At 62.2% G+C, this 16473-nt stretch carries 15 protein-coding genes; 12 read left to right on the forward strand and 3 right to left on the reverse strand.

Going from position 1 to position 16473, the window contains the following annotated elements; translation table 11 throughout:
- Nucleotides 1–502: 502 nt before the first annotated feature.
- The gene (locus NP945_RS17755; RefSeq protein ID WP_256747095.1) at nucleotides 503–1495 is read right to left on the reverse strand and encodes an IS481 family transposase; all 993 of its coding nucleotides are present in this window, start codon (nucleotides 1493–1495) and stop codon (nucleotides 503–505) included.
- A 239-nt stretch (nucleotides 1496–1734) separates the two neighbouring features.
- On the reverse strand, nucleotides 1735–2409 hold the full coding sequence (locus NP945_RS17760) for a GntR family transcriptional regulator (RefSeq protein WP_127323185.1): 675 nt from the start codon (nucleotides 2407–2409) through the stop codon (nucleotides 1735–1737).
- A 288-nt stretch (nucleotides 2410–2697) separates the two neighbouring features.
- Between NP945_RS17760 and NP945_RS17765 the strand changes: the two genes are divergently transcribed.
- Genes NP945_RS17765 through atzF form a run of 8 tightly spaced genes read left to right on the forward strand, consistent with a single transcriptional unit; the run spans nucleotide 2698 to nucleotide 11031 of the window.
- Nucleotides 2698–3825 carry a BMP family ABC transporter substrate-binding protein gene (locus NP945_RS17765; protein ID WP_127395360.1) on the forward strand — a complete coding sequence of 376 codons (1128 nt, stop codon included), beginning with the start codon at nucleotides 2698–2700 and terminating at the stop codon, nucleotides 3823–3825.
- 29 nt (nucleotides 3826–3854) lie between these two features.
- Nucleotides 3855–4985 carry an ABC transporter permease gene (locus NP945_RS17770; protein WP_256747277.1) on the forward strand — a complete coding sequence of 377 codons (1131 nt, stop codon included), beginning with the start codon at nucleotides 3855–3857 and terminating at the stop codon, nucleotides 4983–4985.
- Complete coding sequence (locus NP945_RS17775) at nucleotides 4985–5911, forward strand: ABC transporter permease (protein WP_127321988.1); 927 nt, start codon at nucleotides 4985–4987, stop codon at nucleotides 5909–5911. Before NP945_RS17770 ends, NP945_RS17775 begins: the two co-directional genes overlap by 1 nt.
- A gap of 14 nt (nucleotides 5912–5925) precedes the next feature.
- Nucleotides 5926–6627, forward strand: a complete 702-nt coding sequence (locus NP945_RS17780) for a cysteine hydrolase family protein (RefSeq protein WP_127321989.1) — start codon at nucleotides 5926–5928, stop codon at nucleotides 6625–6627.
- Nucleotides 6628–6637: 10 nt separating this feature from the next.
- Nucleotides 6638–8161 carry an ABC transporter ATP-binding protein gene (locus NP945_RS17785; protein WP_127321990.1) on the forward strand — a complete coding sequence of 508 codons (1524 nt, stop codon included), beginning with the start codon at nucleotides 6638–6640 and terminating at the stop codon, nucleotides 8159–8161.
- Nucleotides 8161–8829 carry a cysteine hydrolase family protein gene (locus NP945_RS17790; RefSeq protein WP_127330531.1) on the forward strand — a complete coding sequence of 223 codons (669 nt, stop codon included), beginning with the start codon at nucleotides 8161–8163 and terminating at the stop codon, nucleotides 8827–8829. Before NP945_RS17785 ends, NP945_RS17790 begins: the two co-directional genes overlap by 1 nt.
- The gene (locus NP945_RS17795; RefSeq protein ID WP_127330529.1) at nucleotides 8822–9172 is read left to right on the forward strand and encodes a cupin domain-containing protein; all 351 of its coding nucleotides are present in this window, start codon (nucleotides 8822–8824) and stop codon (nucleotides 9170–9172) included. The genes NP945_RS17790 and NP945_RS17795 overlap by 8 nt, the downstream gene beginning before the upstream one ends.
- A complete protein-coding gene (atzF, locus tag NP945_RS17800) occupies nucleotides 9169–11031 on the forward strand; it encodes an allophanate hydrolase (RefSeq protein ID WP_236383264.1) in 1863 nt (620 codons plus the stop codon). Before NP945_RS17795 ends, atzF begins: the two co-directional genes overlap by 4 nt.
- A gap of 227 nt (nucleotides 11032–11258) precedes the next feature.
- On the opposite strand, the gene NP945_RS17805 is transcribed toward atzF, so the two are convergent.
- On the reverse strand, nucleotides 11259–12983 hold the full coding sequence (locus NP945_RS17805; protein ID WP_256747096.1) for a hypothetical protein: 1725 nt from the start codon (nucleotides 12981–12983) through the stop codon (nucleotides 11259–11261).
- A 438-nt stretch (nucleotides 12984–13421) separates the two neighbouring features.
- On the opposite strand from NP945_RS17805, the gene NP945_RS17810 reads away from it, so the two are divergent.
- The 4 genes from NP945_RS17810 (at nucleotide 13422) to NP945_RS17825 (ending at nucleotide 15898) form a co-directional block, all read left to right on the forward strand.
- Nucleotides 13422–13610: a hypothetical protein gene (locus tag NP945_RS17810; protein ID WP_127322616.1), complete on the forward strand. Its 189-nt coding sequence runs from the start codon at nucleotides 13422–13424 to the stop codon at nucleotides 13608–13610.
- Nucleotides 13611–13885: 275 nt separating this feature from the next.
- Complete coding sequence (locus NP945_RS17815; RefSeq protein ID WP_245466439.1) at nucleotides 13886–14314, forward strand: hypothetical protein; 429 nt, start codon at nucleotides 13886–13888, stop codon at nucleotides 14312–14314.
- A 477-nt stretch (nucleotides 14315–14791) separates the two neighbouring features.
- Complete coding sequence (locus tag NP945_RS17820) at nucleotides 14792–14974, forward strand: hypothetical protein (protein ID WP_256747097.1); 183 nt, start codon at nucleotides 14792–14794, stop codon at nucleotides 14972–14974.
- 15 nt (nucleotides 14975–14989) lie between these two features.
- The gene (locus NP945_RS17825; RefSeq protein ID WP_127322614.1) at nucleotides 14990–15898 is read left to right on the forward strand and encodes a LysR family transcriptional regulator; all 909 of its coding nucleotides are present in this window, start codon (nucleotides 14990–14992) and stop codon (nucleotides 15896–15898) included.
- Nucleotides 15899–16473 lie beyond the last annotated feature (575 nt).

A 16473-nucleotide genomic window follows, 5' to 3' on the forward strand; every position in this document is an offset into this window, starting at 1 on the left:
CGGAGAAGCGGAGCGGTTGCGGGACCATACGGACGATCCACCCGGACTCGCGACAACGGCTCATTTTGCGATGAAAAATGCCTTAGTTGAGAAAGCGACGGTACTTTTTGAGGCGACTTGGGCACGCTGGTGGACGTCATAAAATTCGAAAATCGCCCGGATAGTCCCGATAGTTGGTGAAACCTCGAAATATTTTTTGTGGCGATTTTCCCTTTAGAATCAAGAGCGTAATTTTTGACGGTTCTAATGTCGGAATTTTAGCAGTTCTGGAAAATATTTGACAGCGATTTCAAAGGGTTATACGCTGGTTAAACAATCGAGTGGGAGTGAGGGTACAAACGGCGGCAATAGCGTAGTTTCGGCGGCGAATTTCGCCGTCGCGCAGTGTTGTTGCAGTCCGTACCTTACTCCGCAGAGCTGGCGTTCTCCGTTTCTGCCTCGGTGGTTCGATCTGCGCCCAGTTTCCGGATGATGTAAAATCGCTTTAGAGGGCGGGAGTGCTCTAGCTGTTTAGTCCCGGCATTTGCTGGAGCGGATCGAGTTTGAAGCGTTCCGGTTGTGACGCCCACGCCTTGCAGATGAACTCGTAGGGCGTAAGGCCTTTGAGGGTCTTGAGCCTGCGACCGAAGTTGTAGGCCGAGATGAAGTCGGCAAGGTGCTGGCGGAGTTGGTCGGGGCTCTCGTAATAGAAACGCCTGACGGTTGCATCCTTGATAGTCCGGTTCATCCTCTCGACCTGGCCGTTGGTCCACGGATGCCTTGCCTTGGTCGTTCGGTGCTCGATGTCGTTCGTGGCGCAAGCGTATTCGAAGGCATGGGCCCAGAAGCGTTCGCCGTTTGCGATGGCCTCCTTGATCAATGGCACGGCCGAACCGCCGGCGCCGGGCGTCGTGAACTGGATACCGTTGTCGGTGAGGACAGTGTGGACCTTGTAGGGCACGGCCGCGATCAGGCGCAGTAGGAAGTCTCTCGATATGGCGGTGGTGGCCTTCTCATGCAGTTCGACGAAGGCGAATTTCGAGGTGCGGTCGATAGCGACGAACATGTGCAGCTTGCCCTGTTCTGTGCGCACCTCGGCGACGTCGATGTGGAAGTAGCCGATCGGATAGCTCTTGAACTTCTTCTTCGCCGGCTTGTCGCCTTCTACGTCCGGCAGGCGGCTGATGCCGTGGCGCTGCAGGCAGCGATGCAGTGATGAGCGCGTCAGGTGTGGGATCGTCGGTTGTAAGGCATAGAGGCAGTCATCGAGTGGCAACAGAGTGTAGCGCCGGAAGGCGACTATGACGGCCTCCTCCTCGGGCAAGAGCACTGTCGATCTAGGCTCTCTCGGACCGGTCGGCAAATCTGCCACCGAGGTCCGTTCCCGCCATTTGGCAACAGTCTTTTGGTTGACCCCGTAGCGCTTCGCCAGCGCCCTCAGGCTCTCTTGACTATGCTGTATCGCTCGACGGACCGCCTCTGTCGTCGTGGCGCTCCCATGAAGAACCTGGCCCATAGCGCATCCCTTGATTCGGAGGACAAGGATGCCCATCAAAATCTGGGATCAAACATCTAGTCCCTCATCGCTCACGCCTCGACGTAGAATACCAACTGGGGCACGTATATCGGTCTGGTTGACCATGCTGCTTCAAAGCCTTGCTGCCGAGCAGCGTAGCGCCTCATATCAGCCGTTGCGCGATACTGTGCGCCGCCTGGAAGCAGACATCGTCCCGAGATTCGGGATGTTCGGAATTTTCAGGCCACGTCCCGCCGAACTGGCTTGCCGCCATCAGCCGCGAACACCGCGCTCGCCTCGCTGACGATAGAGACATGATCCCTGGCGGCCTTGCCCGCAGCAGCGCCGTCTCCGCGCATGATTGCGGTGACGATTAGCTCGTGTTCCTGCCAGGATTTGGCCAACCGTCCGGGCAGCATGAACTGAGCGCGCCGGAAGGGTGCCAACCGGCTGCGGGTCATCACGGTGAGATCGTGGATATGCGGGTTGTGGGCACCACGATAGAGCCGGGTGTGGAACTCGGTATTGAAATACTCGTAGTCCTCCTCGGCGCCCAGTTGCACCATCCGCGCCGAAGCCTGATGCTCGATTTCGAGCGAGCGGCGCTCGGCACTGGTCATGCGCTCGGCCGAGAAGCGCGCGCAGATCGCCTCCAGTTCGGCCATGCTCTCGAACATCGAGGCGAGATGCTCTTGCGTCACGACAGCCACGATAGCACCCCGGTTGGGCCGCCTTTCGACCAGCCCCATGGCGCTGAGGTGGCCGAGCGCCTCCCGGACCGGGGTGCGTGATACGTCGAAGCGGGCGGCGAGGGAGGTCTCGTCGAGCTTTTCGCCGGGGCGTAGGTAGCCGGTGACGATCCGGTCCCCGATCGCCCTCACCATCTGATCCACGGTCTTGCCCGACCTGATCAAGTTGCGCTTCCCCGACAAATCTCCTCCGCCCCGTCTTCTTGTGGAGGGTCGACGCAGCGGCCCATCGACTCAACATACCCCTGTATGCCTCTATTTTAATCTGCCTGTCAAATTGGCTGTTTTCAAGGCAAGAAGTGCATGCAATTGCCCGCTACATAAGCAGGCTCTTTTAAAGGTACGATTGATTCCATTAATTAATTTCGCCAAAGAAACTGGCATGGCGATTGCATGCACTTTGTTGACGGCATGTTAACCGGCCCGGAAAGGGTCTACAGGGGAGCATTCACAATGACCGCGAGATTCACGCTTAACCGCCGCGAGCTACTCAAGACCTCCGCCGCTGGAGCCGCACTCGGGCTTGCGTCCGCTGCCTTCCCCATCAGCAGGGCCTTTGCCGCTGCCGCCACCGTCGGCTTCATCTATGTCGGGCCGAAGGACGACTACGGCTACAACCAGGCGCATGCCGAAGGGGCGGCGGCGTTGAAGGGTATCGAGGGCATCTCCATCGTCGAGGAGGAGAACGTGCCGGAGACGGTCGACGTCCAGAAGACGATGGAATCGATGATCAATCTCGACGGCGCCTCGCTGATCTTCCCGACCTCGTTCGGCTATTTCGACCCCCACATGCTGGCCATGTGCACGAAATTCCCCGACGTGCAGTTCCGCCATTGCGGTGGCATGTGGGACAAGGCCAAGCACCCGATGAATGCCGGCTCCTATTTCGGCTATATCGGTATGGGCCAGTATCTCAACGGCGTTGTCGCCGGCCACACCTCCAAGACGAAGAAGCTCGGCTTCGTCGCCGCCAAGCCGATCCCGCAGGTGCTGCTCAACATCAATTCCTTCCTGCTCGGCGCGCGCTCGGTTGATCCGACCATCACTTGCCAAGTCATTTTCACCGGCGAATGGTCGCTGGCGGTCAAGGAAGCGGAAGCCACCAACGCACTGGTCGACCAGGGCGCCGACGTTATTAGCTGCCATGTCGATAGCCCGAAAGTGGTGGTCGAGACGACCGCCGGCCGTGGGGCCTTCGTGTGCGGCTATCACGCCAACCAGAGCCCGCTGGCGCCGGAAAAATACCTCACCGGGGCCGAGTGGAACTGGGCCAAGGTCTACAAGATGTTCGTCGACGACCTCGTCGCCGGCACGCCACTGCCCAACTTCACGCGCGGTGGCCTGGCCGACGGCTTCGTCAAGATGAGCCCGCTCGGTCCCGCCGTCGGCGAGCCGGCGCGCAAGCAGTTCGACGCCACGCTGGCCGAAATGATGAACGGCGGCTTCGCCGTCATCAAGGGACCGCTGAAGAGCAACAAGGGGGCTGTCGTCGCCACCGCGAGCCAAGCATTCCCGGAGACCGCGATCGAGCTCGAAAGCATGGATTATCTGGTCGAGGGCGTCGTCGGTTCGACCGCCTGATCTGAGGGGGTGGGGCGATGACGGACACGATGACAGGGGCCGGCATGCCGGCACTCTTCAGCGCCAAGGCCTATTCGGCGGCGGTGGAATGGATTGCGCGGCGGGCGGAGGCTTTGGTCATTCCGCTCGCGGCGCTGATCGTCGGCATGGCGCTGTTCAGCCTGTTCATTGTGCTCGTCGGCAAGTCGCCGATCCTGCTCTACGAGACCATGTGGCGCGGCGGCTTCGGCTCCTGGTTCTCGGTCCAGAACTCGCTGTCGCGCGCCGCTCCCCTGCTGCTGGCCGCGCTCTGCGTGGCCCTGCCGGCCCGGCTCGGCCTCGTCGTCATCGGCGGCGAGGGTGCAATCGTGCTCGGCGGCGTCGCCGCTGCGGCAGCCGGCACTGCGCTCAGCGGCGGGCCATCGTCAATCGTCATTCTTGCCATGGGCGTGGCGGGCATGGCCGCCGGCGGCATCTGGATCGGTGCCGTCGGCGCGCTGCGCCATTATCGGGCCGTCAACGAAACCATTTCCAGCCTGCTGATGGCCTACATCGCCATCGCGCTGATGAACCAGCTGGTGGAAGGGCCGTTGCGCGACCCGGCCTCGCTCAACAAGCCGTCAACGCAGCCGCTGGCGGACATCTACCGCATCGGCAACATTCCGGGCATGGACGTGCATTGGGGGCTGGTTGTCGGTGTCGTCGCCTGCATCCTCTCCTGGTTGCTCATCGAAAAGACCCGCTGGGGTTTTGCCGCGCGCATCGCCGGCGGCAATGTGCGGGCAGCACAGGTACAGGGGCTGGCCGTCGGGCCGCTGATCGTCGGCTTCACCGCGCTCGCTGGCGGCTTTGCCGGGCTTGCCGGCATGCTGGAGGTCGCCGCCGTGCAGGGGAGCGCCAACGCCTCGCTTTCCGCCGGCTATGGTTACACCGGCATCCTTGTCGCCTTCCTGGCCCGCCACAATCCGCTGGCCATCATTCCGTTCGCCATCCTGCTTGGCGGCATCGACGCCTCGGGCGGGCTGATACAGCGCCGCATGGACCTGCCCGACGCCACGGTGCTGGTGCTGCAAGGCATGATCTTCATCGTCATCCTGTTCAGCGAAACCCTCTACGGCCGCTTCAAGGCCTTCAATCCCGATCTTTGGAAAAGACCCGATCTCGTGAAGGGAGCCGCCTGATGGACGCGACCGAGATCGGCCTCTGGGGCGTGCCGCTGGCCGTGCTCGGCGGCGCCATCCGCGTGTCGACGCCCTTCATCTTCGTCTCGCTGGGCGAGGCGATCACCGAGCGTTCGGGTCGCATCAATCTGGGGCTCGAAGGCACGCTGGTCTTCGGTGCGATGACCGCCTATGCGGTGGCGGTGATGACGGGCTCGCCATGGCTCGGCCTCATCGCCGCCGCCTTCGCCGGCCTGTGCTTCGGCCTGTTCCATGGCTGGATCTGCAGATTCCCGAAAGTCAACGACATCGCCGTCGGCATCGCGCTGATGCTGTTCGGCTCGGGTCTCGCCTTCTTCTTCGGCAAGCCGTTTATCAAGCCGAAGGCGCCCAATCTGCCGGCCATTCCCTTCGGCGGCTGGTCCGACATTCCGCAGGTGCAAGCCGCACTCGACGTCAACGTGCTGTTCCTGATCGGCGCGGTGCTGTCGGTCATCCTGTGGTGGGCGTTCCGCAACACCCGCGCCGGCCTCATCGTGCGCGTCGTCGGCGACAGTTCGGACGCGGCACGCGCCATGGGCCTCAACCCCGATACGGTGCGGCTGCTCGCCACCGGTGTCGGTGGCGCGCTGGCCGGCATCGGCGGCGCCTACCTGTCGCTCTACTATCCCGGCAGCTGGACCGAACGCATCTCGTCGGGCCAGGGCCTGATGGCGGTGGCGCTGGTCATCTTCGCGCGCTGGAACCCGCTCGGCTGCTTTGCTGCAGCGCTTTTGTTCGGCGGGGCGGGAGCTCTCGGCCCGGCGCTTCAATCGGTCGGCGTCACGCAGGGCTACTACATGTTCTACGCCGCTCCCTACATCCTCACCCTCATCATCATGATCGCCACCTCGTCGCCGACACGAACGCTTGCGGGCGCGCCGGGCGAATTGTCGATCACCAAATGACTGGAGTTTTGCCGATGAACGCCAGAGCCGAAGTCACTCAGCATACGATCGACGCCGAGCCTTATCCTTGGCCCTACAATGGCGACCTGCGGCCCGACAACACGGCGCTGATCATCATCGACATGCAGACCGATTTCTGCGGGCCGGGCGGCTATGTCGACCATATGGGCTACGATCTGTCGCTGGTGCGCGCACCGATCGAGCCGATCAAGTTGGTGCTGTCGACGATGCGAGCCAAGGGCTACACCATCATCCACACGCGCGAGGGGCACAGGCCCGATCTCGCCGACCTGCCGGCCAACAAGCGCTGGCGCTCGCGCCGCATCAATGCCGGCATCGGCGACCCTGGCCCGTGCGGGCGCATCCTGGTGCGCGGCGAGCCGGGCTGGGACATCATCCCCGACCTTTACCCGACCGAGGGCGAGCCGATCATCGATAAGCCCGGCAAGGGCTCGTTCTGCGCCACCGACCTGGAGCTCATCCTCAATCAGCGCGGCATCGAGAACATCGTGCTGACCGGCATCACCACGGATGTCTGCGTGCACACCACCATGCGCGAGGCCAACGACCGCGGCTATGAATGCATGATGCTGGAGGATTGCTGCGGGGCGACCGACTACGACAACCATCTGGCGGCGATCAAGATGATCAAGATGCAGGGCGGCGTCTTCGGCACGGTGTCGAATTCCAAGGCGCTTGTCGCGCAGTTGCCATGAGGAGGCCGCGATGAATGACAGGAAAGCGGTCGGCGTCGAGACCATCGGCATGACCATGCGCTTCGGCGCCTTCACGGCGCTGGATGCCGTGTCGGTGAAGGTGCCGGCGGGCTCCTTCCACGCGCTGCTCGGCGAGAACGGCGCCGGCAAGTCGACGCTGGTCAAATGCATGATGGGTTTTTATCACCCGACATCAGGCGACCTGCTGGTCGATGGCCGCGAGGTGGCGATCGCTAGTCCGCGCGACGCCTCGGCGCTCGGGCTCGGTATGGTCTATCAGCATTTTACGCTGGTGCCGTCGCTGACCGGTGCGGAAAACCTCGTCATCTCGCGCGAGAAGGTTCCGGGCATTATCGATTGGCGTAGGGAACGAGCCGACCTTGCCGTGTTCATGGAGCGCATGCCGTTCAAGCTGCCGCTCGACGTTAAGGTGGCGGAACTCGCCGCCGGCGAAAAGCAGAAGCTCGAAATCATCAAGCAGCTCTATCTTGGCCGCAGCTTTCTAGTGCTGGACGAGCCAACCTCGGTGCTGACGCCCGGTGAGGCGCAGGAGGTGCTGGGGCTGGTGCGCGACATGACCAAGGCCGGCGACCTCACCGTGCTGATGATTTCGCACAAATTCCATGAGGTCACCGCCTTCGCCGACGATGTCAGCGTGCTGCGCAAGGGCAGGCTGACGGGAACCGGCCGCGTCGCCGATCTCGACCACAAGGCGATGGCGGCGATGATGATCGGCGACCAGCCGATCGCCGCGCTCGACAGTCGCGCGGCGCCGAAACCCGATGCCGAGATCGTGCTCAAGGTCAAATCGCTGAAGGCGCCGGACCGCACCGGGCTGAAGTCGATCCGCATCGAGAATCTCGGCGTGCGTTCGGGCGAGATCGTCGGCATCGCCGGCATTTCCGGCAATGGCCAGAAGGAATTCCTCGAGGTCCTGGCCGGCCAGCGGCCGCGCGACGGTGGCGAGGTGCTGGTACGCGGCTCCGCCTATGCGGCGACGCGGGCCGAGGCGCGCGCGCTCAATGTGCGGCTCATCCCGGAAGAGCCGCTGAAGAATGCCTGCGCGCCAAAAATGACGGTGGCCGAGAACATCTCCTTCCGCACCTTCGACATCGACGGCAACGGCAGGCCGGTGAACTGGATCAGCGCCAGCGCCATACGCGCGTTCAGCGCCAAGCTGGTCGAGCAGTTCAAGGTCAAGACCGCCTCGCTATCCTCGCCCATCGCCTCGCTGTCGGGCGGCAATGTGCAGCGCGCCGTGCTGGCGCGCGAACTGACCGGCGAGGTCGACCTGCTGATCGTCTCCAACCCGTGCTTCGGCCTCGACTTCTCGGCGGTGGCCGAAATCCGCGCCCGCATCATGAAGGCGCGCAATGCGGGTGCGGCAGTGCTGCTGATGTCGGAGGACCTCGACGAGCTTTTGGAACTGTCCGACCGCATTTTCGTCATGTCGGACGGCGCGCTGGTCTACGAGACGCCGATCGCGCAAGCGAGCGTGCAGACCATCGGCGAGCATATGGCGGGACATCACTGATGGCGGAGATTGATGCGCAGCCGTTCGCCTTCTCCTTCAAGCCGCAGACGATGGCGCTGGTCGTCATCGACATGCAGCGCGATTTCGCCGAGCCCGGCGGCTTCGGCGCCAGCCTTGGCAACGACGTCAGCCGGGTGGCCGCGATCGTGCCGACGGTGAAGAAACTGATCGAAGGTTTTCGCGCCGCCGGCCTGCCGGTGATCCACACCATGGAGTGCCACCGCGCCGACCTGTCGGACCTGCCGCCGGCCAAGCGCAATCGCGGCAATCCGGCGATCCGCATCGGCGATGTCGGGCCGATGGGCCGCGTGCTGATCGTCGGAGAGCCGGGCACCGCAATCCTCGACGAGCTTGCGCCGCTGCCGGGCGAGATCGTCATCGAAAAGCCCGGCAAGGGCGCCTTCTACGCGACCAGCTTCGGTGGCGAGCTGAAGCGGCTCGGCGCACAGCAGCTGGTTTTCGCCGGCGTCACCACCGAGGTCTGCGTGCAGACGACGATGCGCGAGGCCAATGATCGCGGCTATGAGTGCCTGCTCGCCGAAGACGCGACGGAAAGCTATTTTCCCGAATTCAAGGCGGCGGCACTAGCCATGATCCGGGCGCAGAGCGCCATCGTCGGCTGGACGGCAACGACCGACCAGGTGCTCGAGGGAATTGCCAATGCCTAATTTTGCCTTTGCCGGCCTGCTCGACGGCGGCTGGCGCGATCTCGCGTTCGAATATTTCCGCGACGGCATCAGCGTGCACTGGCTGCTGAAGGGCGGGCCGGTCGAGCCGTCGGTCGCGATCCTGAAATACCGGTCCGGCGCCAGCGTGCCGCGACACCGACATGTCGGGCTGGAAACCATCGTCGTGCTGGAAGGCACCCAGAGCGACGAGAACGGCGACTATCCCGCCGGCAGCGTCATCCTGAACCCGGTCGGCACCGAGCATTCGGTGTGGACGAAGGACGGTTGCGTCGTGCTGATCCAGTGGGACCTGCCGGTGATCATTCTGGAGGAGACGAAATGAGCGATATCCATTTCGACATAGCGAGCCTTCACGCAGCCTATCGGGGAGGCCTCGCCGTTGGCGATGTGATCGCGACGATCTTTACCCGCATCGAAGCGGCCGACGACCCGGGCATCTTCATCCATCTCGCCGCCAAGGCGGATTTCCTAGCCCAGGCCGCGGCACTCGGTCCGTTCGACCCGGCGACAAAGCCGCTCTGGGGCATTCCCTTCGCCGTCAAGGACAACATCGACGTCGCCGGCATGCCCACGACGGCCGCCTGCGCCGAATACACCTATTGGCCCGAGAAAGACGCCACCGTTGTGGCGCGGCTGAAAGCGGCCGGTGCGCTGGTCGTCGGCAAGACTAATCTCGACCAGTTCGCCACCGGCCTAGTCGGCGTGCGCACGCCCTGGCCGATCCCGCGCAATGCCATCGACGAGGCGCTTGTGCCAGGCGGCTCCTCCTCGGGGTCGGCGGTGGCGACGGCGCGCGGCATCGTCTCCTTCGCGCTTGGCACCGACACCGCCGGCTCCGGCCGCATTCCGGCCGGCCTCAACAACATCGTCGGGCTGAAGCCGACGGTCGGCGCGTTGTCGGCCGCCGGCGTCGTGCCGGCCTGCCGCACGCTCGATTGCGTCTCGGTGTTCGCGCTGACCGTCGATGATGCGTATAGGGTGTTCTCCGTTGCCGCCGCGCGCGACGCTGCCGATCCTTATTCGCGTGACATCGCCGTCCAGCCGCTCGCCGCGCGCCAACCGGTGCTGACCGTCGGCGTGCCTGTAAAAGCGGAGCTCAAATTCTTCGGCGATACGGCCATGCAGACTGGTTTCGAAGCTTCGCTTGCCATTCTGTCGCGGCTTGGCTGCCGGCTGGTCGAAATCCCCTTCGGCGATTTCTACGCCACCGCCAACCTACTCTATGAGGGTGCCTGGGTGGCCGAGCGCTATGCGGCGATCCGCGATTTCATGGAAGCCAACGAAGCCGCCTTGCATCCGGTGACGCGCAAGATCATCGGCGGCGCCAGTAACCTGTCGGCGGCAGACGCCTTCCGCGGCCTCTACGCCTTGCAGGCCTACAAGGCGAAGCTCGCCCCGGTCATCGCCTCGGTCGACCTGTTCTGCGTGCCGACCGCCCCAACGCACTATACCACTGCTACCGTGCTCACCGATCCCGTCGAGACCAACAGCCGGCTCGGCACCTACACCAATTTCGTCAATCTTCTGGACATGTGCGGCATCGCCGTGCCGACCGGCAAGCGCGACGACGGGCTGCCGATGAGCGTGACGCTGCTTGCGGCCGCCGGAGCGGACGGCCTTGTAGCATCCGTCGCGCGCGATCTCCATGCCGCGAGCAGTCTCACCCTCGGCGCGACTGGCTGGCGGCAGCCGAGCGCGCAGCCTGTCGGCGCATCAGTCGAAGATGGCACTATCGAGTTGGTGGTGGTCGGCGCTCACCTCTCGGGAATGCCGCTCAATGGCCATCTCAAGGAGGCTGGTGCCCGGTTCTGCCGGGCAATGAGGACGGCATCTTCATACAAGCTATATGAGCTCGCGGGCCAGACCACGCCCAAGCCGGGACTGGTCCGTGTTGAAAACGGCGGCACTGCGATCGAGGTAGAGGTTTGGCGGCTACCTGCCGACGCATTCGGCCACTTTGTGGCCGCCATCCCGTCGCCCCTGGGCATTGGCAATATAGAGCTTGATGATGGCAGCACCGCCAAAGGTTTTCTAGTGGAATCCGTGGGCTTGCTAGGCGCTTTTGATATCTCGTCATTTGGGGGCTGGCGCCGCTTTCTGTCAGATCGTTCCCGCTTGAACACTTCGTCAACGGAATATGCGGAGGCAAGAGCAGGTGGCGACACCGCCCGCGGCGGTTAAACTTGTGATATCCTTGATCGCGAAGCCGGAAGCTGCCGTTTCGCTATCGGCCCCGCTTCTGCCTTCACCTCTCGTTTCTCGAGTGCCCAATCAAAACCGAGGAGTAACACGATGGGTTACTCGATTTGATCCCGCCACACACGGTCGCGCACCATGGAATATCGGAAAGACCGGTAGGACGAAGCGGCTAGCTCTGCCCGCGAAGATTCTTCGTCCCGTTTCGGCGATCAATCCCGGCGTGGGTCGTAAGGCTTGGCGGCCCGTTGAGCGACGCGCTCGCGGTACCTCGCGTCGGTTCCACTTCGGTTTTCCGGCTTGGTAAGCGTTTCGACAGGCTTCCCGAGGACGACCAGCAGCGTGTCCCATTCTTCCTGGCCGAGCGTCTTGTAGCCGTACTTCAGACCCGGCGAAGCCAAGAGCTGCTCGATCTCAGGCCGCGCGAAAGAGGCCGCAGGGCCAATGCGGCGAAAGCCGCTTCGCACGGCATCGGTAGCCGCGGTCAGGTCGCTGAAACCATACTTGTCCGGATCGTAGACGGAGTACTCGCGCAGCAGCCGCAACAGGTCGGGCACGGCATCGACGCCGCGGTCCCCCTGGCGCTTGATCAGGCCGGTGGCAAAGCGGCTGACCTCCGGATCTGCGAGAATCGCGCGCTCTTCGGGCAGAGGATCGGTGTATGCACCCACAGGGAGGCCGGCCAGGGCATTGATCCAGTGGCGCGCCTCCTCCTTGTCGGTGGCCGCGAGGTAGCGGCGGGCGGCGAGCCGCCGCAGATCGGCGGAGTCGCCATCGACCTGTTTGATGATCGCCCACAGCCCGTCTGGGGATCGCACCCGTGGGTCCTCCAAGACGCGAACCAGCAGGCGCCGGTCGCTTTCGCCGAGCGGCTGGTCGTTCGCGCGGAACGAGTCCATCCATTGATTGGCGAGCGCGAACACGGGACCGCTCACCGGCTTACGCGGATCGTCGAGCGCTCTGGCAAGTTCCTCGCGCGTTCTCGCTTTCGCCGCTTCCATATTCACGCCGCGCGAAACGCTGGTGTGGTCGAGCAGCAGCCGGTTGACCGGAACCTCGGCGTACATCCTTCCGTCACCGAGCCGCAGACGCGCCCAGCCGAACCGGAAGTTCTCGATCCCGCCCGAAGTCCCGATCAGCAACGGCGCCGCCGGGGCAAAGATCGACAGGATCGACTGCCGCAGCAGCACCTGTTCACCGGCGTCGGTGATGGTGAGCGCCTTGCGGTGGGGTGCGGAGGGTTCGAGCGACCAATCCACCCGTCCCGATCGGGGCTTGGAATCGGGCGCGGCAGGGCCGTCCTCGATAGCGATGGTGAAGTCGGGTTCGGGGGCGTCGTCGCTTTGCAGCAGCGCCTTGCCCTCTGACATCATCAGGTTCCATTCGGATTCCAGCGCGCGCTGAGGGGCGAGCGGATCGGAGGCATCGTAGCGCCGCTCTTCCAGCAGGCCATGCCCGATGACGGTGCTTCGTTTTCCGGGCGTCGAGTCTGGCACGACGCGGTAGGTATAGGAATGACCGCGAAGGGTCTGGACGCGGACCGAAGTGACGCCCGGGGTCTTGAGCAAGGCCGCGCACAATGCATCGCAACGGCCCTCGAACGGGCGGGCGAGGAGAATATCGCCCTTGAGCGCAATCGGTGCGTTCGACTGAATGTCCGGCTCCTCCAGGCTGGCCAGCATGCCCCTCGCCCAGGTGAGGCCTGGCTGGGGGATGGTCCAAAACAGTGCCAGCGTCGCGGCGCCCGACATGACGTTCAGAGGAACGCCTGAAAGGAAACTTCCGAGCAGCAAGCAGAACAGCGCGAAAGCGATGCCATACATGAAGGCCGTTGGCATCGACCCGAGGATGAGCCCCGGGATGATCAGGAAACTGCCGATGATGACCAGCCATGGCATTGTCAGCGCCACGAACGCGCCGACGCCGGTGATGATCAAGTAAGTCTTCAACCACATGCGCGGAACCTTACCGCGCAGAATTCAAAAAAATGATAAAGCTACTGATCTCGGGTCGGTGCCGTCTTTCGGCATCCACCCGTTGACGGGATCTCGTTACGCTCACCTCAAAAGGCTGTCGACCGTCCGCCTTTGGGGGTTCTGGCGCCCACATCACATGACCGACTCGGGTCGCAAGGGGAACGCCAGCTTCTAGCCCATCGCGCCCAAACCGGAAGGACAGCAGACGGCCCCAAAGCTGCCGGACTCCAATGCGCCTCATGTCGGCCGTTGAAGTCCAACTTTGCCACGACCTGAAATGCCCAGGGTCGGAGGACGCGAAGACCGAAATCGCCTTTGGGCGGCAGCGGTCCGATGGCCGATTGTCCCGGAACCTCAGGCCGATCGAAGAGTTGCCATTGCTTCACAAAGGAGAGGCTGATGGTGGAAAAATCGGTCGACAAGAAAGTTGGCAAGCGCCCCGGCAAGGAGCTTGAAGCAGACGCGCGAGGCCAATCAGAAGAGCACCACAAAGGCGGAAAGAACGACGGTGTCTCAAGCGCCAATCCGCGCGTTTTATCAGGCGAGAAGGATGGCGACGCCACATTTCCTCTAAAGCGGGAACAGTGACAGCAGCGTCATTCCAGCGCTGACCGAACCAAATCTCGCCCACGGTTGTCTGCGACTGATTGCGCCCCAGCTGGCCTCGGGAACGAGGCTGGACCAGATAGCTCTGATGTCGCAGCCGATTCAGGGTACAATTTCCGCAATACAGAAACTCTGGCGCTGAAACCAGTGGTTCCAGGCCTAATGAAGAGGACGTCTCATCTCTGGCCTAAACGCGTTGTCGCGCGAAGGTGTTTGGGTGGTGATTATGTTGTTTTCTGTGGAAGAGGCCACCCTCAGTGGCGGTCGTTTTTGTGTGGATAAGACGTGCATGGCCTATTGGTTCTGCGCGTCATGCCGCGCACTCTCACGCAATGAAGGCGGAGTATGTTGAACTGGTTTTGTTCGAGCAGTCTTTCGCCAATATCAATCGGCCGTTTGCCGATCGAGTGGCTGACGTCGCGGAAAAGACTGGTGGCTCTGTTCTGTTCGATATTCGCGTCGAGGACGACACTCGCATTCAAAGGATGGCAGCTATCGGTTATGGCGCAAACGGAACCGTAGCGATCATGATGAACAAGCAGGGACAACTTAGCACCACGCCGGTGAATGGGAACGACGACATTCTCGTTGCCGAACTTACTGCTTGGTGTTCGCTACCGATGGCTAAACAGGTCTGCGTTAGTTACCATGGTGCAGCCGCGCGCCTGCTTGCTAACCTTCTTTGAAACGAAACGTGTTGGCGCGTTTGACACAAGGAGCCACCTCAATGGGCGGGCCAGGCGCCGGGGCCTCAGCGTAAGGGTGTGGCCCTACGATATCTCCAGCGCACGTATGCGGGTTGGTACCCTACTCCGGCGCAATTTCAAATGTCGGGTTTCTTTACTAGCGAATCGTCATTGCCGCACCAAAGACGCAGTTCCAAGAACAGATTTTGTACTCTTGGCGACAGTCTCTACCCCTGCTGGTATTACAAAGACTGTAGACTTGCGCACAATCCGAACCGCAGCTTTTATGCTCGCCTACGTCCGCTAGAGCGCTTTCATCGATGCTGTCCTTAGAGGTCACACCACATTGATGATTATAACCTGGCAGGCCAGATGACGCGGTCGCGTCGCCACATTGTTCGACGGCGATCGCCGATACATTTGCAAGGGCGACAAGACCGAGAGAAGCTAATATTACAATTGATATGTGGCGCATGATTGCTCCATTCGATCGATGAATTAGTTGAAGAAAGTGGAACAAACATTATTCCATCTTTCATTGCCTTTAAAAAATCAATGTCGCTTGAAGATGCTTCTTCGACAGGATTAATTATCCTCGATGACGGCGCTGCTGTCTTGTGCTATGTTTTGTTCAGCCTGCTGCAAGAATTGCAGCGGTGATGCCGGGGGCTGCCGATGCGTTACCTGAACTCCGCTCACTATATCGATGTGGTGGCCAAGACCGGTTCGATCCGCGCCGCCGCGGAATTGCTCGCCATAACCTCGACGGCGCTCAATCGGCGTATATTGGCGATGGAGGCCGAACTCGGCGTTGCCATTTTCGAGCGACTGCCTCACGGCGTGCGATTGTCCAGCGCCGGCGAACTTCTAGTGCAGCACATGCGCAACCAGTTATCCGATATGGAGCACGTGAAATCGCAGATTGCAGACCTTGCTGGCGCCCGGCGCGGCCATGTGGCGATCGCCTGCAGCCAGGCGCTATTGCCCTACCATCTGCCGATGCAGATCTCACTCTACCGCAAGGAACATCCGAATGTGACCTTCGGAGTGCACCTGCGCGACCGGGAGGAGGCCGAGCGTGCCTTGGTCGATCACACGGCCGACATTGCCATCGTCTACGAGCCAACCCGGCTGGCTGCCTTCATGACACTAATACGGGTGCACCAGCCGGTGCATGCGGTTATGCGGCCCCATCATCCGCTGGCTTCTCACGAGACGGTGCGCTTGCGCGCTTGCCTCGACTATCCAATCGCGCTTCCCACATCAAGTTACGGTGTGCGCTACCTGCTCGACATCGGGGCGCAATCGTCATCGCTGCAGCTGGAGCCGGTGATTCAGTCAGACAGCTTCGAATTCCTGCGCAACCACGCTATCTCAGAGGATATCATCACCTTCCATTTCCCGATTGGCCTATCCCACCAGACGATGACCGGTGACATGATCTCCCGGCCGCTCGACTTGCGCGACGTGCCCGCTGGCATGCTCTATGTCGGCCAACTCAAGGGCCGCACCCTACCGGTGGCCGCTGCACGTTTCGCCGACCAGCTTTCCGCTTCGCTGGCGCAGCAGTATGAGGTCTCGTGATGGCGCCTATTAGGGGTCAGAACAAGAGCAGTGCCGGGCATCTTGCATCCTATCAAATGAATGCAATCGAAGGACGACCTATTCCCGGAACGCTCGGTGAACCTGGCCCGACAAGGCTTCAGCACGTAGGACCAAACGTTGCGATCGCCTGTCTGAATGTGGACCTCCGCAGGCATGCCAGGCTGTAGCCGCCTTCCACGCGGGCATGCTTTTGGTCGTCGAGCGTCGTCCTCCCACGAAATAGGAAATCTTGCGCTGTTGGTCCTTGATCAGATCGGCTGAGACTCTCTGCACGGTCCCCTTGCATTCCGGGGTCGTATTTGCGTCGCACGCGGAGAAGCGCATGGAAACCGGCTGTCCGGGTTCGACGTCATCGATGCTGGCGGGCGCGACCATGCCTGTCGACCACGAACCTGTCCTGTTCAGGAACAATCAGCATGATGGTCTCGCGGGGACTGATCACGCCGCCGACGTATGGACGGCACGCTCCTGGACAAGTCCTGACTGGGGAGCGCGGATTTCGGTCCGCGCAAGCTGGTCCTGCGCCACTGTCTTCCGCTCGACGAGTTCGGCCT

This window comes from Mesorhizobium sp. LMG17149 (assembly GCF_024518695.1).
Taxonomy (GTDB): domain Bacteria; phylum Pseudomonadota; class Alphaproteobacteria; order Rhizobiales; family Rhizobiaceae; genus Mesorhizobium.

Excerpts from the sequence above, each read along its gene's own strand:
- NP945_RS17755 (WP_256747095.1), bottom strand. The coding sequence starts at position 1,495 with ATGGGCCAGGTTCTTCATGGGAGCGCCACGACGACAGAGGCGGTCCGT.
- NP945_RS17765 (WP_127395360.1), top strand. The coding sequence starts at position 2,698 with ATGACCGCGAGATTCACGCTTAACCGCCGCGAGCTACTCAAGACCTCC.
- NP945_RS17770 (WP_256747277.1), top strand. The coding sequence starts at position 3,855 with ATGACAGGGGCCGGCATGCCGGCACTCTTCAGCGCCAAGGCCTATTCG.
- NP945_RS17775 (WP_127321988.1), top strand. The coding sequence starts at position 4,985 with ATGGACGCGACCGAGATCGGCCTCTGGGGCGTGCCGCTGGCCGTGCTC.
- NP945_RS17780 (WP_127321989.1), top strand. The coding sequence starts at position 5,926 with ATGAACGCCAGAGCCGAAGTCACTCAGCATACGATCGACGCCGAGCCT.
- NP945_RS17785 (WP_127321990.1), top strand. The coding sequence starts at position 6,638 with ATGAATGACAGGAAAGCGGTCGGCGTCGAGACCATCGGCATGACCATG.
- NP945_RS17790 (WP_127330531.1), top strand. The coding sequence starts at position 8,161 with ATGGCGGAGATTGATGCGCAGCCGTTCGCCTTCTCCTTCAAGCCGCAG.
- NP945_RS17795 (WP_127330529.1), top strand. The coding sequence starts at position 8,822 with ATGCCTAATTTTGCCTTTGCCGGCCTGCTCGACGGCGGCTGGCGCGAT.
- atzF (WP_236383264.1), top strand. The coding sequence starts at position 9,169 with ATGAGCGATATCCATTTCGACATAGCGAGCCTTCACGCAGCCTATCGG.
- NP945_RS17810 (WP_127322616.1), top strand. The coding sequence starts at position 13,422 with ATGGTGGAAAAATCGGTCGACAAGAAAGTTGGCAAGCGCCCCGGCAAG.
- NP945_RS17825 (WP_127322614.1), top strand. The coding sequence starts at position 14,990 with ATGCGTTACCTGAACTCCGCTCACTATATCGATGTGGTGGCCAAGACC.